Annotated in this window: 19 protein-coding genes; 8 read left to right on the top strand and 11 right to left on the bottom strand. The window is 59.3% G+C overall.

The window, feature by feature from the left end:
• Nucleotides 1–27: 27 nt before the first annotated feature.
• Nucleotides 28–1,374, bottom strand: coding sequence for a 3-deoxy-7-phosphoheptulonate synthase class II (locus tag PspS34_RS20105; RefSeq protein WP_008017196.1), 1,347 nt, complete (start codon nucleotides 1,372–1,374; stop codon nucleotides 28–30).
• Between the two features lie 150 nt (nucleotides 1,375–1,524).
• On the opposite strand from PspS34_RS20105, the gene PspS34_RS20100 reads away from it, so the two are divergent.
• Nucleotides 1,525–2,280, top strand: coding sequence for a spermidine synthase (locus PspS34_RS20100; RefSeq protein ID WP_057713821.1), 756 nt, complete (start codon nucleotides 1,525–1,527; stop codon nucleotides 2,278–2,280).
• Between the two features lie 115 nt (nucleotides 2,281–2,395).
• Here PspS34_RS20100 and PspS34_RS20095 read toward each other — a convergent pair whose 3' ends face one another.
• Nucleotides 2,396–3,187 carry a crotonase/enoyl-CoA hydratase family protein gene (locus PspS34_RS20095; protein ID WP_150812294.1) on the bottom strand — a complete coding sequence of 264 codons (792 nt, stop codon included), beginning with the start codon at nucleotides 3,185–3,187 and terminating at the stop codon, nucleotides 2,396–2,398.
• A 422-nt stretch (nucleotides 3,188–3,609) separates the two neighbouring features.
• Here PspS34_RS20095 and PspS34_RS20090 point away from each other — a divergent pair, with 422 nt between their 5' ends.
• Nucleotides 3,610–5,283 carry a DEAD/DEAH box helicase gene (locus tag PspS34_RS20090; RefSeq protein ID WP_007973525.1) on the top strand — a complete coding sequence of 558 codons (1,674 nt, stop codon included), beginning with the start codon at nucleotides 3,610–3,612 and terminating at the stop codon, nucleotides 5,281–5,283.
• A 196-nt stretch (nucleotides 5,284–5,479) separates the two neighbouring features.
• Here PspS34_RS20090 and PspS34_RS20085 read toward each other — a convergent pair whose 3' ends face one another.
• The gene (locus PspS34_RS20085) at nucleotides 5,480–6,247 is read right to left on the bottom strand and encodes a class III extradiol ring-cleavage dioxygenase (RefSeq protein WP_150812295.1); all 768 of its coding nucleotides are present in this window, start codon (nucleotides 6,245–6,247) and stop codon (nucleotides 5,480–5,482) included.
• A gap of 102 nt (nucleotides 6,248–6,349) precedes the next feature.
• Between PspS34_RS20085 and PspS34_RS20080 the strand changes: the two genes are divergently transcribed.
• Nucleotides 6,350–7,006 carry a thiopurine S-methyltransferase gene (locus tag PspS34_RS20080; RefSeq protein WP_057713824.1) on the top strand — a complete coding sequence of 219 codons (657 nt, stop codon included), beginning with the start codon at nucleotides 6,350–6,352 and terminating at the stop codon, nucleotides 7,004–7,006.
• Between the two features lie 171 nt (nucleotides 7,007–7,177).
• On the opposite strand, the gene htpX is transcribed toward PspS34_RS20080, so the two are convergent.
• Both htpX and PspS34_RS20070 read right to left on the bottom strand, forming a co-directional pair.
• Complete coding sequence (gene htpX, locus PspS34_RS20075; RefSeq protein ID WP_007973520.1) at nucleotides 7,178–8,068, bottom strand: protease HtpX; 891 nt, start codon at nucleotides 8,066–8,068, stop codon at nucleotides 7,178–7,180.
• A gap of 316 nt (nucleotides 8,069–8,384) precedes the next feature.
• Nucleotides 8,385–9,596 carry a pyridoxal phosphate-dependent aminotransferase gene (locus tag PspS34_RS20070; protein WP_007973513.1) on the bottom strand — a complete coding sequence of 404 codons (1,212 nt, stop codon included), beginning with the start codon at nucleotides 9,594–9,596 and terminating at the stop codon, nucleotides 8,385–8,387.
• A 226-nt stretch (nucleotides 9,597–9,822) separates the two neighbouring features.
• Here PspS34_RS20070 and msrB point away from each other — a divergent pair, with 226 nt between their 5' ends.
• The 3 genes from msrB to PspS34_RS20055 all read left to right on the top strand — a co-directional run bounded on the left by msrB (nucleotide 9,823) and on the right by PspS34_RS20055 (nucleotide 11,357).
• The gene (gene msrB / locus PspS34_RS20065; RefSeq protein ID WP_154947036.1) at nucleotides 9,823–10,218 is read left to right on the top strand and encodes a peptide-methionine (R)-S-oxide reductase MsrB; all 396 of its coding nucleotides are present in this window, start codon (nucleotides 9,823–9,825) and stop codon (nucleotides 10,216–10,218) included.
• Nucleotides 10,219–10,413: 195 nt separating this feature from the next.
• Nucleotides 10,414–10,899, top strand: coding sequence for a glutathione peroxidase (locus PspS34_RS20060; RefSeq protein WP_056727098.1), 486 nt, complete (start codon nucleotides 10,414–10,416; stop codon nucleotides 10,897–10,899).
• Complete coding sequence (locus PspS34_RS20055) at nucleotides 10,896–11,357, top strand: MarR family transcriptional regulator (RefSeq protein WP_057713825.1); 462 nt, start codon at nucleotides 10,896–10,898, stop codon at nucleotides 11,355–11,357. The genes PspS34_RS20060 and PspS34_RS20055 overlap by 4 nt, the downstream gene beginning before the upstream one ends.
• Here PspS34_RS20055 and PspS34_RS20050 read toward each other — a convergent pair.
• Nucleotides 11,341–13,662: a response regulator gene (locus PspS34_RS20050; protein ID WP_275113789.1), complete on the bottom strand. Its 2,322-nt coding sequence runs from the start codon at nucleotides 13,660–13,662 to the stop codon at nucleotides 11,341–11,343. The two genes, PspS34_RS20055 and PspS34_RS20050, sit on opposite strands and share 17 nt — an antisense overlap.
• 165 nt (nucleotides 13,663–13,827) lie before the next feature.
• Here PspS34_RS20050 and PspS34_RS20045 point away from each other — a divergent pair, with 165 nt between their 5' ends.
• A complete protein-coding gene (locus tag PspS34_RS20045) occupies nucleotides 13,828–14,718 on the top strand; it encodes an ATP-binding protein (protein WP_150756002.1) in 891 nt (296 codons plus the stop codon).
• Nucleotides 14,715–15,197, top strand: a complete 483-nt coding sequence (locus tag PspS34_RS20040) for a GAF domain-containing protein (RefSeq protein ID WP_057713828.1) — start codon at nucleotides 14,715–14,717, stop codon at nucleotides 15,195–15,197. The genes PspS34_RS20045 and PspS34_RS20040 overlap by 4 nt, the downstream gene beginning before the upstream one ends.
• Here the strand turns inward: PspS34_RS20040 and PspS34_RS20035 are convergent, their stop codons facing one another.
• The 5 genes from PspS34_RS20035 to PspS34_RS20015 all read right to left on the bottom strand — a co-directional run bounded on the left by PspS34_RS20035 (nucleotide 15,198) and on the right by PspS34_RS20015 (nucleotide 24,616).
• On the bottom strand, nucleotides 15,198–18,143 hold the full coding sequence (locus PspS34_RS20035) for an HD domain-containing phosphohydrolase (RefSeq protein WP_154947034.1): 2,946 nt from the start codon (nucleotides 18,141–18,143) through the stop codon (nucleotides 15,198–15,200).
• Nucleotides 18,144–18,192: 49 nt separating this feature from the next.
• Nucleotides 18,193–21,834 (bottom strand): transporter substrate-binding domain-containing protein, encoded by a 3,642-nt coding sequence (locus PspS34_RS20030; protein ID WP_154947033.1) that lies wholly within the window; start codon nucleotides 21,832–21,834, stop codon nucleotides 18,193–18,195.
• 8 nt (nucleotides 21,835–21,842) lie between these two features.
• Nucleotides 21,843–22,469: a response regulator transcription factor gene (locus tag PspS34_RS20025; RefSeq protein ID WP_057713831.1), complete on the bottom strand. Its 627-nt coding sequence runs from the start codon at nucleotides 22,467–22,469 to the stop codon at nucleotides 21,843–21,845.
• A 247-nt stretch (nucleotides 22,470–22,716) separates the two neighbouring features.
• Nucleotides 22,717–23,109: a response regulator gene (locus PspS34_RS20020; RefSeq protein ID WP_150812301.1), complete on the bottom strand. Its 393-nt coding sequence runs from the start codon at nucleotides 23,107–23,109 to the stop codon at nucleotides 22,717–22,719.
• Nucleotides 23,110–23,287: 178 nt separating this feature from the next.
• Nucleotides 23,288–24,616, bottom strand: coding sequence for a deoxyguanosinetriphosphate triphosphohydrolase (locus PspS34_RS20015; protein ID WP_008049102.1), 1,329 nt, complete (start codon nucleotides 24,614–24,616; stop codon nucleotides 23,288–23,290).
• Nucleotides 24,617–24,630: the final 14 nt, after the last annotated feature.

Here is a 24,630-nt window from a genome sequence, read left to right as displayed (position 1 = left end):
CTCTCAGGCAACAAAAAAACTACTGACTCACCGCCGGACCTGTTTCAAGGTTTCAGCAATCAAAAACGCCAGCTCCAGCGACTGATCGGCATTCATCCGCGGGTCGCAGTGGGTGTGATAGCGATCCGACAAACCATCCTCGGTGATCGGTCGCGCACCACCGATGCACTCGGTCACGTTCTGCCCGGTCATTTCGATGTGGATACCCCCGGCATAACTGCCTTCGGCTTCGTGTACCTGGAAGAACTGCTTCACCTCGCCGAGGATCTGCGCAAAGTCGCGGGTCTTGTAGCCGCTGCTGGCCTTGATGGTGTTGCCGTGCATCGGGTCCGAACTCCACAGCACCTGCTTGCCTTCGCGCTGGACGGCGCGGATCAGCTGCGGCAAGTGATCGCCGACCTTGTTCGCGCCCATCCGTGCGATCAGGTTCAGGCGGCCCGGGTCGTTGTCCGGGTTGAGCACGTCGATCAGGCGAATCAGGTCGTCCGGGTTCATGCTCGGGCCGACCTTGACCCCGATCGGGTTGTTCACCCCGCGCAGGAATTCGACGTGGGCACCGTCGAGTTGGCGGGTGCGGTCGCCGATCCACAGCATGTGGGCCGAGCAGTCGTAGTAGTCGTTGGTCAGGCTGTCGCGACGCACGAAGGCTTCTTCGTAGTTCAGCAACAGCGCTTCGTGGGCGGTGAAGAAACTGGTTTCGCGCAACTGCGGCGAGCTGTCCATGCCGCAGGCGCGCATGAATGCCAGGGTTTCATCGATACGGTCGGCCAGGTGGCTGTACTTTTCCGCCAGCGCCGAGTTGGCAATGAAGTCCAGGTTCCACTTGTGCACCTGGTGCAGATCGGCAAAACCGCCCTGGGCAAATGCACGCAACAGGTTCAGGGTGGCGGTGGACTGGTGATAGGACTGCAGCAGGCGTTCCGGGTCCGGCACGCGGCTTTTTTCGTCGAAACCGATGCCGTTGACGATGTCGCCACGGTAGGCGGGCAAGGTCACGCCATCGATGGTTTCGTCATTGGCCGAACGGGGCTTGGCGAACTGCCCGGCCATGCGTCCGACCTTGACCACCGGACAGCCGGCGGCAAAGGTCATCACGATCGCCATCTGCAACAACACCTTGAAGGTGTCGCGGATTTTCGCCGCGGAGAATTCGGCGAAGCTTTCGGCGCAGTCGCCACCCTGCAACAGAAACGCGCGGCCCTGGGTCACCTCGGCAAACTGACGGCGCAACTCCCGGGCTTCACCGGCAAACACCAGTGGCGGATAGCTGGCCAGGGTCTGCTCGACCTGCTGCAAATGCGCGGCGTCGGGGTATTGGGGTTGTTGCTGGATCGGCAAGGCGCGCCAGCTGTCGGGGCTCCAGGGTTGGCTCATCATGGTCTCTAGTGTTTTCGCTCGGACCTCCATGTTATCAGCAAATTAGTGCGTGACCTGTTCCCGTCGCTTCGCCGACAATCTCGCCTTTGCCGCTCTCTACAGGCGGTGTTATTGCGTTGCCGGCCCCGGTGACGATCAGGAGATGAAATGACTGAGGAGCGCGTCGAGCATCTGCTCGCCGAGGTACAGGACGAGTTCGGCGTGATTCGTGTGCTGGAAGTGGCCGATTACCGTTTTCTCGAATTCGGTGATGCCATCGAGCAAAGCTGCGTGTTCACTGCCGATCCGAGCTGGCTCGAGTACGACTACACCCGGGCGATGCTGATTGGTGCGCTGTGCCACCAGCAACCGGAAAGTGCGCTTTTTCTCGGCCTCGGTGCCGGGACGCTGACCCAGGCCTGCCTCAAGTTCCTGCCGCTGGAAGATGTCGAAGCCATCGAACTACGCCCGGACGTACCGCGCCTGGCTATTGAATATCTGGGGCTGGATGACGATCCGCGCCTGTACATCCGCGTTGGCGATGCGCTGGAACTGCTGGACACCGCTGAGTCGGCCGACCTGATTTTCGTCGACCTTTATACCGATGTCGGTCCGGGTGTCGGTCATCTGGCCTGGAGCTTCCTGGAAAACTGCCAGAAGCGATTGAATCCGGGTGGCTGGCTGGTCATCAATCAGTGGGCGACCGACGATGGCAAACCCCTGGGCGCCGCCTTGTTGCGCGGTTTGTATCACCGACATTACTGGGAGCTGCCGGTGAAGGAGGGCAACGTGATTCTGATCGTGCCGTCGGAGCTGGACCAGGAACTGGACATGGACGGCCTGATCGCCCGCGCCGAAGCGCTGGCGCCGCGGTTGGGGTACTCGCTGGATTCGTTGATCAAGTGCATTCGTCCGGCGACATGATTAATTGATTGTCTGGACGGGCCCCTTCGCGGGCAAGCCCGCTCCCACAAGTTTTGCGCAAATCCCTGTGGGAGCGGGCTTGCCCGCGAAGGGGCCTTCAAAACCACTGCAAAAGCTAAACCCCTTTGAAGACACCCGGCCGCCGCTCCACCATCGACCGCACACCTTCCTTGACGTCCTCGCTAGCCATCAACTTCTTGACTAGCTGCGGCAACGCCTGTGCCGCCGCGGTTTCCCCTTCATACCGGGCCTGTCGCGCAGACATCAGCGTCGCCTGCACCCCAAGCGGTGCCTGACGGGCGATCCGTTCGGCCAGTTCAATCGCCCGGGGCAGCAAGTCCTCACTGGCCATGACCTCCTGCACCAGACCCAGGTGCAATGCATCACGGGCGTCGAATTCATCACCGGTCAACAACCAGCGCATGGCATTGCCCCAGCCGGCCACTTGATGCAGGCGCAGGGTCGCACCGCCGAACGGGAAGATTCCGCGTTGCACTTCCATCTGCGCGAACCGGGTGTTGCTGGCGCACAGGTTGATGTCGGCGGCCAGCATCAACTCGATGCCGATGGTCAGGCAATAGCCCTGGGCGGCGACGATTACCGGTTTGCTGACCCGGGGACCCGCGAATACCGCCCACGGATCGCAGCCGCCGGGTGGAACCTGCCAGCCATCTGTCAGTGTGACGCTGGCATTGACCAGGTCGAGCCCGGCGGTGAAGTGTTCGCCATGAGCGAACACCACCGCCACCCGCGCCTCACTGTCGGCTTCGAACTCTCCATAGGCCAGGCTCAACGCGTTGAGCAGGTCGAGATCGAAGGCATTGCGCTTGGCCACCCGATCCAGACCGATCAGGAACACATGACCATGCCGTTCGCGGCTGACTCGACTGGAGCTGGGCTGATTCATGGAGCGGTCCTCGGGGTGGGAAAGGCGTGCCAGACCGGCGGTCTGCACGGTAAAGGGTGAACCGTTTTAGCGCCATCACCCGCAAGGCCGGGCCTTTGAAAAATAGACGGCTGACCGATTATTCGCAAAGCCTGTTACACAACGGTGTATCCGGTGGATTTCCGATAAAAAAAGCTCCCTTTTTGGGCGAATTCCGGTATAGTGCGCGCCGGCCTTTAACCGGGCCGCGTTTAGGTAGCGCAATTCCCCGAAGCCAGCTTCGGCTGCACGTCCGCCCAGCGGACTCTTCCTTGACGATTCTTTTCATTCATTCGTTTTCGCAAATCCCCGCCGACAAAGCTGCCAGGGCGACTCTTGAGTCTCAACACGGCATGTGCAGCTTTGGAGCATGGGTCTTTGCGGATGCACTTAGAGGCAGACCCATGACCCAGGAAATCGGCGGCTTCGCCGCTCTTGAACTTCATCCAAATATTGTCGCTGCAGTAGTCGCTACCGGCTATGAAGAGCCTTCGGCCATTCAGCAGCAGTCGATCCCGATCATTCTCGCCGGTCACGATATGATTGGTCAGGCGCAAACCGGTACCGGTAAAACCGCTGCCTTTGCCCTGCCAATTCTGCACCGCATTGATCCGTCCAAGCGCGAGCCGCAAGCTCTGATCCTGGCCCCAACTCGTGAGTTGGCGCTACAAGTTGCAACCGCTTTCGAAACCTACGCCAAGCAAATGCCGGGCGTGACTGTTGTGGCTGTCTACGGCGGCGCGCCGATGGGCCCACAACTGAAAGCAATCCGTAATGGCGCACAAATCGTTGTCGCCACTCCGGGCCGTCTGTGCGACCACCTGCGTCGCGACGAAAAAGTACTGGCGACCGTGAACCACCTGGTTCTCGACGAAGCCGACGAAATGCTCAAGCTGGGCTTCATGGACGACCTGGAAGTCATCTTCAAGGCCATGCCGGAAACCCGTCAGACCGTACTGTTCTCGGCCACCTTGCCTCAATCGATCCGTGCCATCGCCGAACGCCACCTGCGCGATCCGAAGCACGTCAAGATTCAGAGCAAGACCCAGACCGTTACCGCGATCGAGCAGGCTCACCTGCTGGTTCACGCTGACCAGAAGACTTCGGCCGTTCTCAGCTTGCTGGAAGTGGAAGATTTCGACGCCCTGATCATGTTCGTGCGCACCAAGCAAGCGACCCTGGACCTGGCCAGTGCCCTGGAAGCCAAAGGCTACAAAGCCGCTGCGCTGAACGGTGACATCGCCCAGAACCAGCGTGAGCGCGTGATCGACTCCCTCAAGGATGGCCGTCTGGACATCGTTGTGGCGACCGACGTTGCCGCTCGTGGCCTGGACGTTCCGCGCATCACTCACGTGTTCAACGTTGACATGCCGTACGATCCAGAGTCCTACGTTCACCGTATCGGCCGTACCGGCCGTGCCGGTCGCGAAGGTCGTGCACTGCTGCTGGTGACTCCGCGTGAGCGCCGCATGCTGCAAGTGATCGAGCGTGTAACCGGTCAAAAGGTTGCGGAAGTTCGCCTGCCGGACGCTCAAGCCGTTCTGGATGCGCGCATCAAGAAGCTGACCAACAGCCTGTCGCCGCTGGTGGCTGAAGCCGAATCGACCCACGGTGATCTGCTCGATCGCCTGACCGCCGACATCGGTTGCAGCCCGCGTGCCCTGGCCGCAGCCCTGCTGCGCAAGGCTACCAACGGTCAAGCGCTGAACCTGGCCGCTATCGAGAAAGAGCGTCCACTGGTGCCGAACAATGCACCACGTGGCGATCGTCCAGAGCGTTCCGGTGATCGTCCTGAGCGTGGTGACCGCGAGCGTCGCGCTCCGATGCCACTGGGCGAAGGTCGTGCACGTTGCCGTACCGCGCTGGGCGCGCGTGACGGTATCGCCGCCAAGAACCTGCTGGGCGCCATCCTCAACGAAGGTGGCCTGGCGCGTGAAGCGATCGGTCGCATCCAGGTGCGTGACAGCTTCAGCCTCGTCGAGCTGCCGGAAGATGGTCTGGAGAAGTTGCTGACCAAGCTGAAGGACACTCGCGTTGCCGGTAAGCAGTTGAAGCTGCGTCGCTACCGCGAAGATTGATCCGCTCTCGGGCTGATTGATCGAACATGAAAAATCCCCGACTGGTTCGGGGATTTTTTTTGCCTGCAGTTCAAGCCCGGCTGAAGAGTGGCGGTGCCCCCTTCGCGAGCAAGCCCGCTCCCACAGGCGACCGCGTTACTTCAGAAAGAATGCGATCAAATGTGGGAGCGGGCTTGCTCGCGAAGCGGTCTGTCTGTCAGCCGAAACGGTAAATATCCATGCCCAGCGCTCCCATGGTGAACCCTTGGTGAGCAACGCTGAACTGCCCGCCAGCGGCGCGGGCAAAGTACAACGGCAATAAGTGCTCATCACTCGGATGATTGCGTACAGCGTTTGGCGCCTGCGCGCGATAGTCGTGCAGCGCGGCTTCGTCGTTCGCTGCGAGTTTGTCGATCATCCAGTCGCGAAACGCCAGGGCCCAGGGCTCAACGCTCTCGGGGCCGGCATGCCAGTCCAGTTCCCGCAGGTTGTGAGTGATGCTGCCGGAGCCGATCAGCAGGACGCCATGCTCGCGCAGGCTGGCCAGCGCGTGGCCAACACGGGTCTGCAGGGCAGGACCGCCACGGGTGGGCAATGAAACCTGGACAATCGGGATGTCTGCCAGCGGATACATCAGCGATAAAGGCACCCAGACGCCATGGTCGAAAGGCCGATTGCTGTCGATACGTGCAGCAAAGCCAGCGGTTTTCAATAATTCGGCAACCTCGGCGGCGAGTCGTGGGTCGCCGGGAGCCGGGTACTGGACTTCGAACAGGGCTTTGGGGAAGCCCCCGAAGTCATGCCAGGTTTCCGGTTGTGGATTACCGCTGACCAGCAGCTCATTGCTTTCCCAGTGCGCGGAAACAATCACGATGGCCTTGGGCTTCGGTATCTCGGCGGCCAGACGGGCAAGTGCCGGCCCGCTGGCGCCGGGTTCCAGGGCGAGCATGGGGGAGCCGTGGGATATGTACAGGCTGGGGAACATGAATGAGCTCCTGAGAGTTAAGATGCAACATCTTCAGTCAGATCATTAATCTAAATCTAATATAAGTTTTAGAGTGTTTTGATCGAATTTTCGGGGTTATTTATGCAGCCGGAGTTTTGGCACAAGAAATGGGCGGCGAACCAGATCGGCTTTCATCTGCCGCAGGTGAACCCTCATCTGAAGCGGTTCTGGCCGGCGTTAAGCCTTGAAGAAGGCACACGCGTGTTGGTGCCGTTATGTGGAAAAAGCCTGGATTTGCTATGGCTCGCCCATCAAGGCCATGAGGTCTTGGGGGTCGAACTGTCGGAAAAAGCCATCGAGGAGTTTTTCAGCGAACATGGCTTTGATCCGGCCATCAGCGAGCAGGGGCCGTTCAAGGTTTATCGGGCAGGTTCCATTGAGCTGTGGTGTGGCGATTTCTTCGAGCTGACGGCAGGCGATGTGGCCGACTGCTCCGCGCTTTATGATCGCGCGGCGTTGATCGCGCTGCCGGCGGAAATGCGAGAGCGCTACGCCGCCCATTTGAAGCGGATATTGCCGAAGGAGTCCCATGGCCTGGTGATTACCCTGGACTATGACCAGGCGCAAATGCCCGGCCCGCCGTTTGCTGTGCTCGATGATGAGGTGCGGCGGTTGTTCGGGGACTCATGGGCGCTGAAGATCCTGGAAGATCAGGATGTGTTGAGCGAGAGCGGGAAATTCCTGGAGGCGGGTGTCACGCGGCTTGAGGAGCGGGTGTATCGGGTTTCCAGCCGGTAGGAGCGGTTAGCTGCACTGGCTCCTTCGCGAGCAAGCCCGCTCCCACATTTGACCGCGATCCTCTGTGGGAGCGGGCTTGCTCGCGAAGAGGTCCTAAAAAACACCGAAATATTCCAACAGACAAAAAAAGGCCCGCATCGCTGCGGGCCTTTTGCTTTGCTGTGGAGTGTATCAGCCGCGACGACGAGCCAGAGCGTCGATGCGCTCTTCCAGCGGCGGGTGGCTCATGAACATGCGAGCGAAGCCTTGCTTGATGCCACCGTTGATGCCGAAGGCGTTCAGGGTGTCGGGCATGTGCACCGGCAGCCCTTGTTCCGCCCGCAGGCGTTGCAGGGCGCCAATCATCGCGGCGGTGCCGGCCAGGTTTGCACCGGCTTCGTCGGCACGGAATTCACGCTTGCGCGAGAACCACATGACGATGGCGCTGGCCAGGATGCCCAGAACCAGTTCGGCGAAGATGGTCGCCACGTAGTAGGCAATACCCTGGCCTTCTTCGTTCTTGAAGATCACCTTGTCGACGAAATTGCCGATGATCCGTGCGAAGAACATCACGAAGGTGTTCACCACGCCCTGGATCAACGCCAGGGTGACCATGTCGCCATTGGCCACGTGACCGATTTCGTGGGCCAGGACGGCTTTCACTTCATCCGGCGAGAAGCGCTCGAGCAATCCCTGGCTGACCGCGACCAATGCGTCGTTCTTGTTCCAGCCGGTGGCGAAGGCGTTCGCCTCGTAGGCCGGGAAGATACCGACTTCGGGCATCTTGATCCCGGCTTCGCGAGACAGTTGCTCGACGGTTTGCAGCAGCCATTGCTCGTGACGGGTGCGTGGCTGGGTGATGATCTGGGTGCTGGTGCTCATCTTCGCCATCCACTTGGAGATGAACAGCGAGAACAGCGAACCTGCGAAACCAAAGACCGCACAGAAGATCAGCAGCTGATTGAGGTTAAGGTCAACCCCATTGGCCGCCATGAACCCGTTGAAGCCGAAAAGGCTCAGGGTGATGCTGGCAATCAGCACGACCGCCAGGTTAGTGGCCAAGAACAGCAGGATGCGCATCATGGTTGTAGAAATCTCCTCATGCTAAAGATGTGGCGTACTGCGGGGTATATAAGGTGCTGCACCGGGGTATTCAACCGGGTGACTATTTCAAACTGTGTCCTACGGCAACAGTCTAGCTGCTTGCAGGGCATTTCCGACAAGTATGCGGGAAGTGTTTGTCAGTCAATTCATGTCGAAGGCCCCGCCTTTGTTAGGCGCGAGCAGGCAAGGCGCGATCCGGCAGCGGTCAAGGCGACTGTCAGTGGCGCAATGCAAACAAATGTTGCCGGATGAATCACCGTGCGACGTTCGGGAACGCCGCACGGTGACAGATCGCTTACTGGCGGTAGGACTTGAGGAAGCCGCCAATACGTCCGATGGCCATCTCCAGGTCATCGACACGGGGCAGGGTCACGACGCGGAAGTGGTCTGGCCATGGCCAGTTGAAAGCGGTGCCTTGAACCACCAGAAGCTTCTCGGAGAGCAGCAGGTCGAGGACGAACTTTTCGTCGTTATGGATCGGGCAGACCTTGGGGTCGATCCGCGGGAATGCATACAGCGCCCCCATCGGCTTGACGCAGCTCACGCCCGGAATGTCGTTGAGCAACTCCCAGGTGCGGTTGCGTTGCTCCAGCAGGCGGCCCTGGGGCAGCACCAGGTCATTGATGCTCTGATAGCCACCCAGGGCGGTCTGGATCGCATGCTGGCTCGGCACGTTGGCACACAGGCGCATATTGGCCAGCATATCGATGCCTTCGATGTAGCTCTGGGCGTGGTGTTTCGGGCCGGAGATGGCGATCCAGCCGGAACGGAAACCGGCCACGCGATAGGACTTGGACAGGCCGTTGAAGGTCAGGCAGAGCAGGTCCGGCGCCAGGGAGGCGGTGCAGATGTGCACGGCGTCATCATAGAGGATCTTGTCGTAGATCTCGTCGGAGAACACCACCAGATTGTGCTGGCGAGCCAGTTCCAGCATGCCCAGCAGGACTTCTTTGGAGTACACCGCGCCGGTCGGGTTGTTCGGGTTGATGATCACCAGGGCTTTGGTGTTAGGGGTGATCTTGGCCTTGATGTCGGCCAGGTCTGGCCACCAGTTGGCTTGCTCGTCGCACAGGTAATGCACCGGGTTACCGCCCGATAGGCTCACCGCTGCGGTCCACAACGGATAGTCCGGCGCTGGCACCAGCACTTCGTCGCCGTTGTTGAGCAGGGCCTGCATCGACATCACGATCAGTTCGGAAACGCCGTTGCCCAGGTAGATGTCTTCAATGCCGACGCCTTCCACCTGCTTTTGCTGGTAGTACTGCATGACGGCCTTGCGCGCACTGAACAGGCCCTTGGAATCGCTGTAGCCCTGGGCGGTCGGCAGGTTGCGGATCACGTCCTGGAGGATTTCATCCGGTGCTTCGAAACCAAAGGGCGCCGGGTTGCCGATGTTCAGCTTGAGGATGCGATGGCCTTCCTCTTCCAGGCGCTTGGCGTGCTTGAGCACCGGGCCGCGAATGTCGTAGCAGACGTTGGCGAGCTTGTTCGATTTGCTGACCTGCATGGCGATGTGTTCCCGAAAATGAACGATCCAGACGGCGTTTGGGCAGCCGTGCTGGGAATCCTGCGTATTCACACAGGCCTGACGCCTTGAGATGCAGCACCCATATTTCCGTTTGAATGCGCGTGGTCTGGCTGCCAGACTGGCGTTTGACGAGGCGCAATCATACGTGCCGCCCGATCCGTGGAAAAGGTACAGATCGGGCTTTTTCAGCCGCTGAGGTGTGATGATGGAAAAGTTGGAAAAAACCCTGGAAGAATGGAAGGCGATGCTCGACCCGGAGCAGTACAACGTGTGTCGCCTCAAAGGCACCGAACGACCGTTTTCCGGCAAGTACAACGCCACTAGGACCGACGGGATCTACCACTGCATCTGCTGTAACGAGCCGCTGTTCGACTCCAAAACCAAGTTCGACTCGGGTTGCGGCTGGCCGAGCTTCTACGCGCCTATCGGCGACAGCGCCATGACCGAAATCCGTGATGTCAGCCACGGCATGATCCGCACCGAAGTTGTCTGCGCCAAATGCGACGCGCACCTGGGGCACGTTTTTCCCGACGGCCCGCGGCCAACGGGCCTGCGTTACTGCATCAATTCGGTGTGCCTGGACCTGGTGCCGCGCGTGTAATGGGAGCCCTGTAGGAGCGAGCTTGCTCGCAATGGTCGTCAACGATAACGCGGGAAGCCTGGTGCCCCGAGTTGTTCTCTGGTCCATCGCGAGCAAGCGCGCTCCTACGGTGGATTGGCGTTCGATAATTTAAATTGCACGCAATTCAATTGCTCGCTATTTTGTTGTTTCTTCCATTCAATCGGAACCTCAAACATGAGCGACAACCTGCTGAGCATTCCTTGCACCACGATCAAGGGTGAGCAAAAGACCCTGGCGGATTTCGCCGGCAAGGCCGTGTTGGTGGTCAACACGGCCAGCAAGTGCGGTTTCACTCCGCAGTACAAAGGCCTGGAAGAGCTGTGGCAGACCTACAAGGACCAGGGCCTGGTGGTGCTCGGCTTTCCCTGCAACCAGTTCGGCAAGCAAGAGCCGGGCAATGAAGGGGCGATCTCCGAGTTTTGCGAGCTGAACTTCGGTGTCAGCTTCCCTCTGTTCAAAAAGATCGACGTCAATGGTGCCGATGCCCATCCGCTGTTCGTGCAATTGAAAAAGCGCGCACCGGGGGTGCTGGGTTCCCAGGGCATCAAGTGGAACTTCACCAAGTTCCTGATCGGCAAGGACGGGCAACTGGTCAAGCGCTTCGCTCCGGCGACCAAGCCGCAGGACCTGACCCGCGAGATCGAAGCCCTGCTCAAATGAACACCTTGTCAGTCGATTCCCTGAAGCTCGACAGCCAGTTGTGCTTCAAACTGTACGCGGCATCCCGGGCGGTGATTCGCGGCTACAAGCCAATGCTCGATCAGTTGGGCCTGACTTACCCTCAGTACCTGGCGATGCTCGTTTTATGGGAGTGGCAGGAAGCGACCCCGGAGCAACCGACCGTCAAGGCATTGGGCGAGCGTTTGGCTCTGGATTCCGGCACGCTGACACCTTTGCTCAAGCGCCTGGAACAACTGCAACTGGTGCAGCGTCAGCGTTCGGCGCGCGATGAACGTGAAGTGCACTTGAGCCTGTCGCCAGCCGGCACGGCCTTGCGCGAACAGGTTGGGCCACTCAAGGCGCGCCTGTTGTGCGACAGCGGGGTCGATCTGAATCGTCTCAACGAATTGCGCGATGGCCTCGATCACCTGTTGGGGCAGATCAAGGCGCTGTCATAGCGGGGATCCACAGGTCCAGCAGGGCGGCCAGTTCTTCGCGTCGGAAGGGTTTGGCCAGGTAGTCGCTCATGCCCGCGGCACGACAGCGTTCACGCTCCTCCGACATGGCGTTGGCCGTCAGGGCAACGATGGGCAGTTGGGGCCAGCGTCCGCTGCGGCGGATTTGCCGGCTGGCTTCATAACCGTCCATTACCGGCATGTTGCAGTCCATCAGCACCAGGTCGAAATCCCGTTGCTCGAGTTGATCCAGTGCCTCGCCACCATGAGCGGCGGTGGTGACCTCGCAACCGAGTTTGCCGAGCATGCCCTTGGCCACCAACTGGTTGACCGGGTTGTCCTCCACTAACAGCACGCGCCCGCGGCGTTGCGGGCATTGTGTGTCGAGTCGAGCCTCGTTGACCGGATGGGTTTGCGGTTGCAGGATCCTGCGCAACGTTTGAAGTAGCATACTGCGGGCCAAAGGGCGGGCCTGCTGTTGCAAGGGGGCGAGTGCGTTGACCTCTTCGCTGGGCATGAAGTTGCCATACGCGGTGATCAGCAGGATCGGCGCGCTGAGGGTGGGGCGCAAGCTGAACAGGCATTCGGGGCAGTCGGTGATGAGCACGTCGGCTGCCAGGCCAAGCAATGGGTCATCCATGGAACGCCGTTCATAGTCCAGCCCCCAGACAGGCAACAGGCTGTTCAACAGTTCCCCCAGTCCGCTGCTGGCGGCCGTGATGGCAATGACTTTGCCCCTGAGTGAAACAGCTGGCATTGCACGGGTATGGCTGGGCAATGGCAACTCCGCGCAGAACTGGCTGCCAAAACCCGCCTCGGAGCTGATGGTCAGGCGCCCCTGCATGGCCTCGCAAAGGTTATAGGTCAGGGCCAGGCCCAGCCCGGTGCCGCCAAATTGACGGGTAATACCGGCACCGGCCTGGGTGAAAGGCTGGAGGATCTTGACCTGGGCCTCCTGAGGGATGCCGATGCCGGTGTCGCAGACTTCGATCCTGACGCCGTCGCCGAACGTCGACAGGCGCACGTCGACCCGCCCGAAACGGGTGAACTTGAGGGCGTTGGACAGCAGGTTACTGACGATCTGCCGCACCCGGGTCGGATCGCCGAGCACCAGTGCCGGGAAATGCGGATCGATCAGGCAGGTCAGTTCGACGCTCGGGGCGGCGTTCTGCGACAACAGGTTGGCGGTGTCTTCGATCAGCGAACCCAGGTCGAAGGGGATGTGTTCGAGTTCGAGTTGACCGGCATCGAACTTCGACAAATCGAGAATATCGTTGAGCAATTCCACCAGCACTTTGCCCGAGTCATGGGCGATCGACAGTTGCTGCTGTTGTTCGGCATTGAGCGGCCCGTCGAGGGATAGCGCGATCATCCCGAGCAAGCCATTGAGGGGCGTGCGGATTTCATGGCTCATGTTGGCCAGGAACACCGAACGGGCTTCGGCCATATCGAGGGCGGTACTGCGGGCGACTTCCAGTTCCTCGTTGGATTGGCTCAGCCGGTCGTTGATCGCCTTCAGTTCGGCTGTGCGGGCCGAGACGATGTTTTCCAGTTGGCCCAGGTACTCGGTCAGGCGGTTTTCCGCGTTGCGCCGCTGCTGGATTTCGGTGGCGATGTTCCTGAATTGCTGGTTGGCAACCTTGACCAGCACGCCGATCTCATCGTTGGCGTGCCCGGCGGGACACTCCAGCGAGGTCGGCTCGGTGCTGCTCGGGTCGCGACCGCTGAGTTCACGGATGACCCGCACCAGGGGTTTGGTCAGCATCACATAGAACAGCGCCAGCAGGATGCCGGACAGCAGCAGGCTGCGGGCGAAGCCATTGAGCAGGGTCACTTCGGCCCGGCGCAGGAACCGGTTGCCGAAGGCGTAAGTATCGACTTTCAGGCGCAGCGTACCCAGGGATTCGTTGGGTAAATGATCCAGGTAAAGCCGGTCTTCGAATTGTCGGCTGGCGCCGAACAGGAAGTCACTGAGCATCCGGTAACCGTTTTCCACACCGGGTCGCTTGACGTTGGCCAGTACGGTGCCGTTGTTGTCGATCAGCTTTGCGCTAATGATCGCTGGCGAGCGCAGCAGGCCCAGGGTCAGTTCCTTGGCGAGTTCTGCGTCGATGTTGTAGGCGATTCGCGAGGCCGGGTTGTGGCTGATTTCCAGCAATGAAAGGATTTCACGATTGATGGAGGCGTCTTCACTGGCATAATCGATGCCTATTTGCAGCAGGCTGAGCAGCGTGCCCAGAATGAAACCGACCAGCACGGTAAGCCGGGCTTGCTTGAATGACAGCCGGTTGGTGAATTTGATGTCCATGGGGGGGTGAACCACTTCCGTTTCCTTTCGCTGCTCAAGCATAGTCGATCATGCCTGCCTGCTGATGTTCTCGCGAGGGCTGTACCGCGGGGGTAGCCGCTTGTGTGACGCTGTGTTTCGTCGCTGTATCACCATCATTACTGTGAACGTGCCCGAGGAGAAGTCGTGGATTCCCGATTGAATGCTTTTCTTGAACGCGCCGATGCCGTTCTGGCCCGTATCGAGCCGTTGCTGCCGGCGCCACGGCCAGCCATCGACTGGACGCAATGCCTGGCCGCGCGCTGGCAGCGTGAGTCGCGCGGCGGTTATCTGATGCCGCTGGAGGTCAGCCTCGACATGCGTTTGTCGGACCTGATCGGCGTCGACCGGCAAGTCGAGCAGCTTGGGCGCAATACCCGGCAATTCCTTGACGGCATGCCGGCCAACCATGCCTTGCTCTGGGGTTCGCGCGGCACCGGCAAGTCGTCGCTGGTGCGCGCTTTGCTGGCCGAGCACGCTCAAGCCGGTTTGCGCTTGATCGAGATTGAACGCGATCACCTGGCAGACCTGCCGCGGGTGGTCGAACAGATCGGCAAACTGCCCCAGCGTTTCGTGCTGTTTTGCGATGATCTCTCGTTCGAGTCGGGCGAAGGGGATTACCGAGTGCTCAAGAGCGTCCTTGATGGCTCGCTGGAACAGGCGCCGGACAACGTTTTGTTGTACGCCACGTCCAACCGTCGCCACCTGGTGCCGGAAAAGGAAAGTGACAACGAAAACTGGAAACGGGTCGACGGCGAACTGCATCCAAGCGAGGCGGTGGAAGACAAGATCGCACTGTCGGATCGCTTCGGCCTGTGGCTGTCGTTCTATCCGTTTACCCAGGAACACTTCCTCGACGTCGTCGAGCACTGGATCGGCCAGTTGGCCGGCAAGGCCGGACTGGCGTGGCAGCGCACCGAAGAGCTGGACATTCTGGCGGTACGCTGGGCCACCGGCCGAGGCAACCGCAATGGGCGTTGCGCTTATCAATTTGCCCGTTACTGGGTCGGGCTGAAACTGTTGGAGCACAAGGCATGATCGATTTACAAAAGAGCGGCCAGGGCCTCGAAGGCTACGGCATGCTACATGCGCAGCTGGAATCATTGCTGGCGGACGAGCGGGACTTCATCGCCAATGCCGCACAGTTCTCGGCGTTTCTGTTCAATCAACTCGATGATTTGAACTGGGCCGGTTTCTACCTCAACCGTAATGAAGAACTGGTGCTGGGCCCGTTTCAGGGGCAAATCGCTTGCGTGCGGATTCCGTTCGGTCGTGGCGTTTGCGGGGCGGCGGCAGCCACCCTGCAGACTCAACGAGTCGAAGATGTGCACGCGTTTCCCGGTCACATTGCCTGCGACAGCGCCTCGAACAGCGAACTGGTGGTGCCGTTGGTCAAGGACGGCCGATTGATCGGTGTGCTCGACCTCGACAGTCCGAAACTCGCGCGTTTCACCGCGCAGGACCAGGCTGGAATCGAACAGCTGGCGGCGATTTTCCTGCGCCTGACCGACTGCTGATCAAGACGCCAGGCCGGCCTTGGTCAGCAGGCCCGACGCGTCCACCGCATCGATCTGCTCAGGGGCCAGGAAGCGCCTGGCGTACTGCAAATAGACCTGTGCCTTGATGAACAGCCCGAACAGCTCCGGGTCGATGTGGGCATCACGGCACATGAACGCCATGATGCCCAGCGCCTCGCTCAAGGTCTTGGCTTTTTTGTAGGGGCGGTCGGCGGCCGTCAACGCTTCGAAAATATCGGCAATCGCCATCATCCGCGCCGGCAAGCTCATTTCTTCTCGCTTCAAGCGTTTCGGATACCCGGTGCCGTCCATTTTTTCGTGGTGCCCGCCGGCTATTTCCGCGACGCTGCGCAAGTGCTCGGGGAACGGCAGATGGTTGAGCATCAGAATCGTCTGAACGATGTGGTTATTGATGACATAACGCTCCTCGCTCGTCAGGGTGCCCCGGACAATGCTCAGGTTGTACAACTCGCCCCGGTTGTATTTGTGGGGCGGAACGTCGAGCTTGAAGCCCAGGGGATTGTCTTGTGGTATCGGTTCGTTTTCGCTGCGTTCGAACAGGTGCTCGGGTTTGTCCGCCAGTAACGGTTCGCTGACGGGCAGGTTGGGGGCGGGCGTTCGGGCCTGACGCCGGTTTTCTTCCCAGGACACGCCCAGCCGGTCATCCAGGGTCCGGGTCCAGGTTCGTTCAGCCAGGCGGCGCAGGCGTTGCAGGTCTGCGTCGGCCATGGCTTCGCCGCCGAGGTTGCAGCGGGCAACGAAGGCGAAATCGTCATCGAGCCCGGCCAGGCTGGCATTGCGCAGTTCCGCCAACGGTTGCTCGTCACCGCCCAGGGCAATGCCCCGCCAGTAGCTGATCCAGGCATCGCACTTGAGTACCTCGAAGCGGGTACGGATTTCGTGGATACGATCGGTCAGGGTTTCCAGCTTCGTGGCTTTGTCGACGACATATTCCGGAGTGGTGACCTTGCCGCAATCGTGCAGCCAGGCGGCGATGTGCAGTGCCTCCCATTCATCTTCGGTCGGCTGATAGGCGCTGAAGGCGGGCTCCTGGCTCGCTGCCGCCGCTTGGGCGAGCATCAGGGTCAGTTCCGGCACGCGCTGGCAATGGCCGCCGGTGTAGGGGCTTTTGGCGTCGATGGCGCCGGCCAGCAGTTGAATGAAGGCGTCCAGCAGCTGTTTTTGCCGGGTTTGCAGGCGCTGGCTTTCGATGCACACGGCAGCCGCGCCGGACACCGCCTGGAGAAACGCAATGCGGTCCGGCCGCAGCTTGTCCAGATCGCTCTGCTCGCCGCTGTCGGCCAAGAGCAACACCAGCAGACCCACGGTTTCGTTGTGGCGATTGTGCAGGCGGATCCCGATCAGATGGACCCGAGGACTTTCCAGTGCGAGCAGGATTTTCTGCAGATCACCCGCCTGCTCGAACCCCAGGTTGCTGACGACATTGTCGACGTTGGCCAACTGGTGCAGCCATGGGGGGCTTTGCGGGTTCTCGAGCGAGTGTCCGCGGATGTCGAAGGCTTGCAGGTTTTCGGTGGTGTTATTGATGACCAGTCCGTGGGGTTCCATGTGCGAGCCATCACCTTCGCGCAGATAGATCAGGCCGGCCTGGGCCTGGCCGATTTTCACGGTTTCAAACAACACCCGTTCCAGCAGCGGGGCGAAACGGGTTTCGGCGCTGAGGCTGTCAGTGATCTGGAAGAAGCTCGCCAGGGTGTCTTTCATTCGTGCCATCGACACACTCAACTGGTCGACTTCGAGCACCGGCGAGCGACGAGAAAGCGGAAAATTGAAATCGAAACTGCGAATCGCATCGGCCTCCTGCACCAGGGCGCGCAAGGGTTTGACCAGGATTCTTGATGTCAGCCAACCCAGCGGCACGCATAACAGCAAGGTTGCCAGGGTAATGAGCGCACCCTGCCAGCGCATCCGGTAAGCGTCGACGAGCAACTCGTCTTCCGGTACCAGCAGCGCCAATTGCAGGCCTTGGGGGCCGCCTTCCTGCATGCTGCTGCGGGCCACGATCCACTGACGGCCGTTGGCGTTCAGGCGACTGCCCCGAGGGGGACTGTTGAGCAATGCGTCCAGGCCGGGGCTCAGGTCCGCCGCCTTGACCAGGCGGGACGTCTGATCATCGATGATCAGCTTGCGGCTGTCGGGGTAGGCAATGGCATTGCCTTCGGCGTCGAACAGCACGATTTCGGTACTGGGGGTCACGACGTGCTTGGCCAGGGTCGCGCTGAGTTCGGCCAGAGTCAGGTCGGCGGCCAGGATTGCCTTGTCGCCGCTGCGGCGTGCCAGCGTCGTGCCGATGTTGTGGGTGGAAAAGAAGATATAGGGTTCGGTCGTGATCTGGTCGTTGTCGCCGCGGGCGCTGATAAACCAGGCGCGGTTGCGTGGGTCGTACGTGTCGTTCAGGTTGTCCTGACGGCTGACAAGTGCCAGGTTCCGGTCGAAAAACAACGACTGGGAGTGGGGCTGGCCGCTGCTGTCGTGCTCGATGCTCCAGACTTGGAAAACCGCCGTGTCCGGAGCCTTGACCAGGGCTTTGACCTCCGGGGTGCGCAGCGGGCGGACCATGAAGAAGTCACCATTGTCGTAGCCCAGGTACAGTGAAGTCAGGTTGGGGTTGTCCTCGAGTGACTGGCTGAACGGTTCGAGCAGTGCCAGGCGCTGTTCCAGATCAGGGGACTGGCCCGCCGGGTTGAGTGCCAGCAGGCTCAACAGATGACGAATGGGGTCATAGATAGCGTGCAGGTCCAGGCGGACATCCTGCTCAATGCGGTTGAAGAGTTTTTCGCTGCTGGACAAGATGATCTGTGTGGTTTGCCGGTAGTTGAAAAGCCCCAGCACCGCCCCGGTCAGCAACAGCAAAAAGGTGAACATCACGCTGATATGGACATGCAGCGGAAACCGGCGTGGATCCGTGCGCAGTGGGTCAGGCATTGCGGGTTTCTCCATGATGGTCAACACACCGCTGAGGGACCAAGCATAGTTAAGGCTCTGGCAGTTTGCCTTCGTCGTAATGCTCGATCTGACGTAGCAACGCGTCCTCCAGTTCGAGCATGGTGCGCTCCATGGATTTGCAGCATCCGACCACTTTTTCGCGATCGGAATCCTCATGGCAGGCGGCTTCGAGTGCCTCGCAGCGATCGATCAGGCGGGAGGCCTGTACTATCCGGGCTGCGCCTTTGATTTTGTGGGCAATGTCCTGCAGCGCTTGCGTATCCCCAGAGCTGGATAGCGACAGCAGCGTTGGCAGATCCTGACGGTTGCTGTTCACCAACTCGTTCAGCAATCGTCGGTTCAATATGGGGTTGCCCCCGGTCAGCAGTTTCAACCCGTGAAGGCTGAACGCCGGGGCTACATGGGTTGGTTCAATGCCTTGCACCCATTGACTCAAGGCTCCGAGGCTGAGGGGTTTGAACAGGCAGTCGTCCATTCCGGCCTGTTTGCAGCGTTGTATTTCTTCCGGTTGGGCGTTGGCGGTAAAGCCGAGAACGGTGCAGGGAGGACGATGGAGTTGTCGCTCATGCTGGCGAATGGCACGGGCAAGCTCATAACCGTTCATGACCGGCATGTTGCAATCGGCGATCACCAGATCAAAAGGCTGGTCCTTCCATGCCTCCAATCCCTCCTGTCCATCGGCCGCGACGGTAAATCGATGCCCAAGAAACTCCAGTTGCTGGCACGTGAGCAATCGATTGGCCGAGTGATCGTCGACTACCAGAACATTCAATGGGCTTGTGGCGACGACGACTTGGGTTTCGACCGCATGGGCCGACTGTTGCAGCGGCAACGTTTCCAGCTGCAGCAACACCTCCACTTGGGTACCGATGCCCGGCTCGCTGCGCAATTGCAGGCTGCCGCCCATCATCTCGCAGAGATTGCGACTGATCACCAGCCCCAGCCCTGCGCCTCCCCTGGCCGATTGCATGGCGTGGTCGGCCTGAGCGAAGGGTTCGAACAGGCGTTGTTGATCCTGTTCGCTGATCCCGATACCACTGTCGTGAACCTGCACCCGCATCTGCACATGCTCAGGTTGCGTTGCCGGGTGCAGGTCGACAATGACCCGGACCTGGCCTTGCTCGGTAAACTTGATGGCATTGCTGATCAGGTTGGACAGCACCTGTTTGAAGCGCAATGGGTCCAGCAACACATCGAAGGTCGGGTTCGCCGATGAAAACTCCAGCAGCAGCTCGAGTTCCTTCTGTCGGGCCAGACCTTCGAAAATCCGCACGACCGAGGTCACAAGTTCACCAAGGTCAACCCGCTCCGGAGTCAGGCTCAAACGTCCTGATTCGATTCTGGCGATGTCGAGGATGTCGCCGATCAATTCCAGCAACCCTTTCGCCGAGTTGTACGCGACATCGATGGCTGGACGCTCCGGGTGCTGATGATCAAGACGCTTGAGTGTCAGTTCAAGCATGCCGATGATTGCATTCATCGGCGTGCGGATCTCATGGCTCATCGTGGCCAGAAACGTGCTTTTGGCCCGGTTGGCGTTATCGGCGCGTTCTTTCGCGCAACGCAGATCATCGAGCAGTTGCCGCCGTTCGCTGATGTCGATCCAGCCACCGATAATGCCTTGCACTTTTGCGCTGGAATCCCGATAGGGAAGAATCCAGTGATAGATCGTCAGCCGCCGGCCACCAATGTGCAGCTCGCGATCGACGATCAACGGTCTGCCCTCGGCCACCACGCGCTGGTAGTCGGCCTGGTACTCCCTGGCTTCGAACACATTGCTCATCGATCCCTGCATGACGCTTTTGCCAATGACATCTTCACGCCGGGCGCAGAACGCTTGCAGGTAACTGTCGTTGCAACTTTGCAGCAGCCCCTGGCGATCACGTACGTAGATCGGATGGGGCGTGCCATTGACCAGCGATCGCATGAACTCGAACTGGTCGTTCAGTGCACGCTCGGCGGCCTTGCGCTGCTTGATCTGGCGTCGCATGTAGTCGTTCCACGCAATGGAAATCAGCAATAGCACGCCGGCACCGATGACGATTTGGTAGAACAGTCTTTGATAGTTGCGCCAGGTGCTTTGCGAGGACGCCGAATAGCCGCGCCAGCGACTGTTGATGATGCCCAGTTCTTCCGGCGAGATGCTCAGCAATGCCTTGTCGAGAATGGCGTTCAGCTCTTTGGCGCCCCGAGCGGTGGCAAGGGAAAACGCTGCCTGCTCGGTGCCGATGGTGGTGCTGATTTGCAATGTGTGCTCGAACAGCCGCGAGGAAATAAAGTAATTGGCAATGACCAGTGAGTTCACCGCACCCTCTGCCTGGCCTTCGGCGAGTAACTCCACGGCGCTGAAGGTGTCCGGGGTTTCGATCAAATTGATTCGGGGAAACTCTCTGCGCAGGTAATTGATGATTGGATTGCCGCGGGCAATGGCCAGGCGCTTGTCCTGTAACTGCGCGAGGTTGGTCGAGCTGTCGGCGGCTTTGCGGGTCAGCAGGACGTAGGAATTTTCCAGAAAGGGGCGGGTAAAGTTCAGCTGGGTTTGACGCTCGGCACTGGGGAGCAACGCGGCGATCACATCTACCTTGTTGTCCTTGATCTGTTTGATCATCTCGTCATCGCTTCGACTGCTCCGGATATCGAAGCGCAAGCCGGTACGCAGCCTGATAAGCTCAAGCAAATCTGCGGTGACCCCGCGAAAATTGCCATTGCTATCGAAAAATGTCAGTGGCGCAAAGGCTTCGTTGACGACAACGCGTACAACCGGGTGGTGGCTCAGCCAGCGTTCTTCGCGGTCAGTGAGTTGCAGCTTTTGATCGGTCAGCAGAATGTCGCTACCGGCGCTCCAGCGTTTGGCGATGTTTTCTCGTTCACTGGAGGGGATGGCCGTGATCATGGCGTTGATGATGCCGAGCAGCTCAGGGTTGTTCCGGTTGACGGCGAAGCTGAAGCCAAAGGCTTCATGTTTGCCGAAGTTGGCCATGCGGATGTTGTTCAGATACCCCTTGTTGATCATGTAGTGAGTTGAAATGGTGTCACCGAGAAACACGTCCGCCTGATCGAAAGCAACGGCATTGATCGCATTCTGGTAGGACGGATAAGACGTGATGATCGCCTTCGGATACAACGCCTTGACTTCGGCCAGCGGCAAGTAGTGATACACCATGCTAAGGCGCAATCCGGCCAGGCCATCGGTGAGGGATCGTGTTTCCCCTTCGCGGGTGACCAATACGGGTTGGTCGACGGCATAGGGTATGGACAGTGCAATGTCGGCGTTGCCAGCTTCGAATCCATTGGCGGTGCCGAGCAGATCGACTTCGCCATTTTCCAGCGCAGAGATCGCGGCCCCTCGGGAATCGAAACGCTGAACCGTGACGGGCAGACCGGTTACTTTTTCCAGGAGACCGGCGTAATCGGCGGTAAAACCTTCATAGTCCTGACCACTGGTGGTCAGGTCGAATGGGGGATAGTCCGGGGCCGACGTACCGAGCGTCAGTTGGTTTTTTTGTTTTATCCATTGTCGCTGGGATTCATCCAGCCGAACCTCCAGCGCTCCGACCTTCGAGCGGCTGAGCAGCGTGTAGTTTTCATTGCCCGGTGCCCCGAACAACGAGGTGCTCACGCATAGACCTGCGGTCAATTGAATCAGATAGACCTTCAAACGTCTGGGCATCCAGGTTCTCACACGAGTGCGTTACGTTTTGCCATCTCGATCAGTTCAACCAGGGATTTGGCTTTGAGTTTCTGCATGAGGCGCTTTTTGTAGGTGCTCACGGTCTTGTTGCTCAGAAACATGCCCTTGGCGATTTCCTTGTTTGTGCGGCCTTGGGCAAAAAGTTGCAAGACCATCAGTTCCCGGTCGTTTACGGATTTGAACAGTTCCAGTTCCATGCAGCGTGTTTCATCTCCGCGGATGGGGTTCAAAGCCTCGCTCGGAAAATAGTTGTAACCTGCAAATACCGCTTTTATGGCGCTGACCAGTTCACTGATGTCCTCTTGTTTGCAGACATAGCCGGATGCACCCGATTGCATGCAACGAATACCGAAAAGTGTCGGGCATTGTGCTGTCAATACCAGGGTTTTAAGAGGGGTGCTCATTGCATTGAATCGGGATAGCACTTCCAGGCCATCCAGTTTTGGAATGCTGATGTCGAGAATGACCAGGTCCGGCATGCATTCGCGAACCATCTGCATGGCATCGACCCCATTGTCAGTTTCGCCGACGACTTTGTAACCTTCATGTTCCAGTAACATTCGAACGGCAAGGCGGATAACCGGGTGATCGTCGACAATAAAAACGGAGTTCATAATCAAGTCCCATGCGAGCTCAAATAAAGCGCGCACCATAGCTCAGATACTTGGAGGGACGCATGAACTGACCAGTCTGTAGCAGCAATATAGGAAAAATCCTACATATGAAAAAGAATGGGACTACGTATTAACTAGGTTTCTTATTAGGAAGGCTGAAAGAAGTCCAACATTCGGGTGTGCTTTAAATGGAAGTTGTTTGTAAGCTTTTCAATGTGTGGTTGTCCGTTTTTATATGTTTTTTTTTCTATAGTGGTGCTGAGGTCAACAAGTCTCTAAATTCAGATTGTTTCAGCGGTTTTATCAAGTAACCCAATAATGGCAGCCCCTGTTCAGAGGCCGTTTTTTCAAGCTCATCCAGTTCAGATGTCGTCAGGCTACTGAGAATGATCGCCTGCCTGATCAACCCTCGCTGGCTGGCGAACCGGACCAGATCGAGTCCCGTCAGGTCGGGCAGGCATTGATCGCATAAAAGGATGTCGAACGGTTGGTCGGCCCCGAGCAGTTGCTGCAGGGCGCCTTTGGCGCTGTCGGTGGTCGTCAGCCGGGTGAAGCCATAACTTTCCAGCAGGCATTGAGTGGCTATCAGTTGGAAGGGATGGTCTTCCACCACGAGGATGCGTAGATCGTCTTCGGCCATGGCGCGCACTTCATCTGTCGAACGGAAGGGAGGGCGATTGTTTCGCGAGGGTACCGGGCAAGCGATCAGTTTGCTCGCCATGTGCTGTAGGGCGATTCGACGAAACTTGAGTGCAGTTGGATGCTGAAGGGGGTATCAGCCATAACGAATGCCGTAATGGCTGATCAATCGATACACCTCAGTGGCTGGCGCGGCCGGTCATTTCCAAGGCCATGTCACTGGCATAGCTGTCGGTCATTCCGGCGATGAAATCAATCATGCGCAAAAACGAAGTGTGCAACGGGCCGTGAGGATCGGGTGCATTGTTGCCCAGCAGGTCAAGGATGCGGCGGCTCTTGAACGACGGTGTACGCCCATTGTGCTGCTCCAGCGCGGCACCGCAAAAGGCGTTGAGCAGGATTTCCAGCGTGGTGTAGGCGCCGATCTCATGCAGGGTCTTGCGCTTGTCCTGGAAGATTTTCTTGCGGGCCATGTCCTTGGCATTGAGCACGCAACGCTTGGCGGGGCCGTGCATGTGTTCCACCAGATCGCCGGGCAGAGTACCGGCCAGCAGCGCATCCTGTTGCTCGACGAAGGCGCGGGCCGCGGCATTGGTCAAGTGCTCGATGGCTTTACCGCGCAGGATAGCCAGTTTGCGTCGGCGCGAATCGTCGGGACCGAGCTGGCGATAGGTCTCCGGCAAGTCATCGCCCACCAGGCCTAACAGCAGGGATTCGACTTCGGCGTATTCCAGCAACTCCATTTCCAGGCCGTCTTCCAGGTCGATCAGCGCATAGCAGATGTCGTCGGCGGCCTCCATCAGGTACACCAGCGGGTGCCGCGCCCAGCGTTGCTCCTCCAGTTGTGGCAGGCCGAGTTTATGGGCGATCTGCTCCAGCAGTGGCAGCTCGCTCTGATAACAGCCGAACTTGTGTTTCTTGTAGCCCAGCGAGTCGGCGTGCCTGGCCGTCCATGGATACTTCAGGTACGTGCCCAGCGTTGCATAGGTCAGGCGGGTGCCGCCGTCGAACTGGTGATACTCAAGTTGGGTGAGTACCCGAAAGCCTTGGGCATTGCCTTCGAAATTCAGGAAGTCATTGCGCTCGGCTTCACTCATTGCATCCAGCCAGCCACGGCCGGCGGCTTGCTGGAACCAATGGCGGATCGCGTCTTCACCGGAATGGCCGAACGGCGGGTTGCCGATGTCGTGTGCCAGGCAGGCCGATTGCACCACCATCCCCAGATCGCTGGGTTCGCACCATTCGGGCAGGGTCCTGCGGATGGTTTCGCCGACGCGCATGCCCAGTGAGCGACCCACACAACTGACTTCCAGCGAGTGGGTCAGGCGCGTATGAATGTGATCGTTGCTGGACACCGGATGGACCTGGGTCTTGCGCCCGAGACGGCGGAAAGCTCCCGAGAAAATGATGCGGTCGTGGTCTTTGTGAAAAGGACTGCGGCCGAGTTCTTCCGGGCTGTGCAAAGGTTTTCCGAGGCGTTCGCGGGTAAGCAGGGTATGCCAATCCAAGGCGGGTCACTCCG

Source organism: Pseudomonas sp. S34 (assembly GCF_009866745.1).
In the GTDB taxonomy this organism is placed as follows: domain Bacteria; phylum Pseudomonadota; class Gammaproteobacteria; order Pseudomonadales; family Pseudomonadaceae; genus Aquipseudomonas; species Aquipseudomonas jessenii.
Note: the sequence above shows the minus strand (reverse complement) of the source record. Positions and strands in the feature narration are given on the sequence as shown.

What these genes read in the sequence shown, in the direction of transcription:
- PspS34_RS20105 (WP_008017196.1), bottom strand. Translation starts at nt 1,374, where the DNA reads ATGAGCCAACCCTGGAGCCCCGACAGCTGGCGCGCCTTGCCGATCCAG.
- msrB (WP_154947036.1), top strand. Translation starts at nt 9,823, where the DNA reads ATGGAAAAGTTGGAAAAAACCCTGGAAGAATGGAAGGCGATGCTCGAC.
- PspS34_RS20030 (WP_154947033.1), bottom strand. Translation starts at nt 21,834, where the DNA reads ATGCCCAGACGTTTGAAGGTCTATCTGATTCAATTGACCGCAGGTCTA.
- PspS34_RS20090 (WP_007973525.1), top strand. Translation starts at nt 3,610, where the DNA reads ATGACCCAGGAAATCGGCGGCTTCGCCGCTCTTGAACTTCATCCAAAT.
- PspS34_RS20060 (WP_056727098.1), top strand. Translation starts at nt 10,414, where the DNA reads ATGAGCGACAACCTGCTGAGCATTCCTTGCACCACGATCAAGGGTGAG.
- PspS34_RS20050 (WP_275113789.1), bottom strand. Translation starts at nt 13,662, where the DNA reads ATGGACATCAAATTCACCAACCGGCTGTCATTCAAGCAAGCCCGGCTT.
- PspS34_RS20095 (WP_150812294.1), bottom strand. Translation starts at nt 3,187, where the DNA reads ATGAATCAGCCCAGCTCCAGTCGAGTCAGCCGCGAACGGCATGGTCAT.
- PspS34_RS20070 (WP_007973513.1), bottom strand. Translation starts at nt 9,596, where the DNA reads ATGCAGGTCAGCAAATCGAACAAGCTCGCCAACGTCTGCTACGACATT.
- PspS34_RS20020 (WP_150812301.1), bottom strand. Translation starts at nt 23,109, where the DNA reads ATGGCCGAAGACGATCTACGCATCCTCGTGGTGGAAGACCATCCCTTC.
- PspS34_RS20055 (WP_057713825.1), top strand. Translation starts at nt 10,896, where the DNA reads ATGAACACCTTGTCAGTCGATTCCCTGAAGCTCGACAGCCAGTTGTGC.
- PspS34_RS20080 (WP_057713824.1), top strand. Translation starts at nt 6,350, where the DNA reads ATGCAGCCGGAGTTTTGGCACAAGAAATGGGCGGCGAACCAGATCGGC.
- PspS34_RS20040 (WP_057713828.1), top strand. Translation starts at nt 14,715, where the DNA reads ATGATCGATTTACAAAAGAGCGGCCAGGGCCTCGAAGGCTACGGCATG.
- PspS34_RS20025 (WP_057713831.1), bottom strand. Translation starts at nt 22,469, where the DNA reads ATGAACTCCGTTTTTATTGTCGACGATCACCCGGTTATCCGCCTTGCC.
- PspS34_RS20085 (WP_150812295.1), bottom strand. Translation starts at nt 6,247, where the DNA reads ATGTTCCCCAGCCTGTACATATCCCACGGCTCCCCCATGCTCGCCCTG.
- htpX (WP_007973520.1), bottom strand. Translation starts at nt 8,068, where the DNA reads ATGATGCGCATCCTGCTGTTCTTGGCCACTAACCTGGCGGTCGTGCTG.
- PspS34_RS20035 (WP_154947034.1), bottom strand. Translation starts at nt 18,143, where the DNA reads ATGCCTGACCCACTGCGCACGGATCCACGCCGGTTTCCGCTGCATGTC.
- PspS34_RS20100 (WP_057713821.1), top strand. Translation starts at nt 1,525, where the DNA reads ATGACTGAGGAGCGCGTCGAGCATCTGCTCGCCGAGGTACAGGACGAG.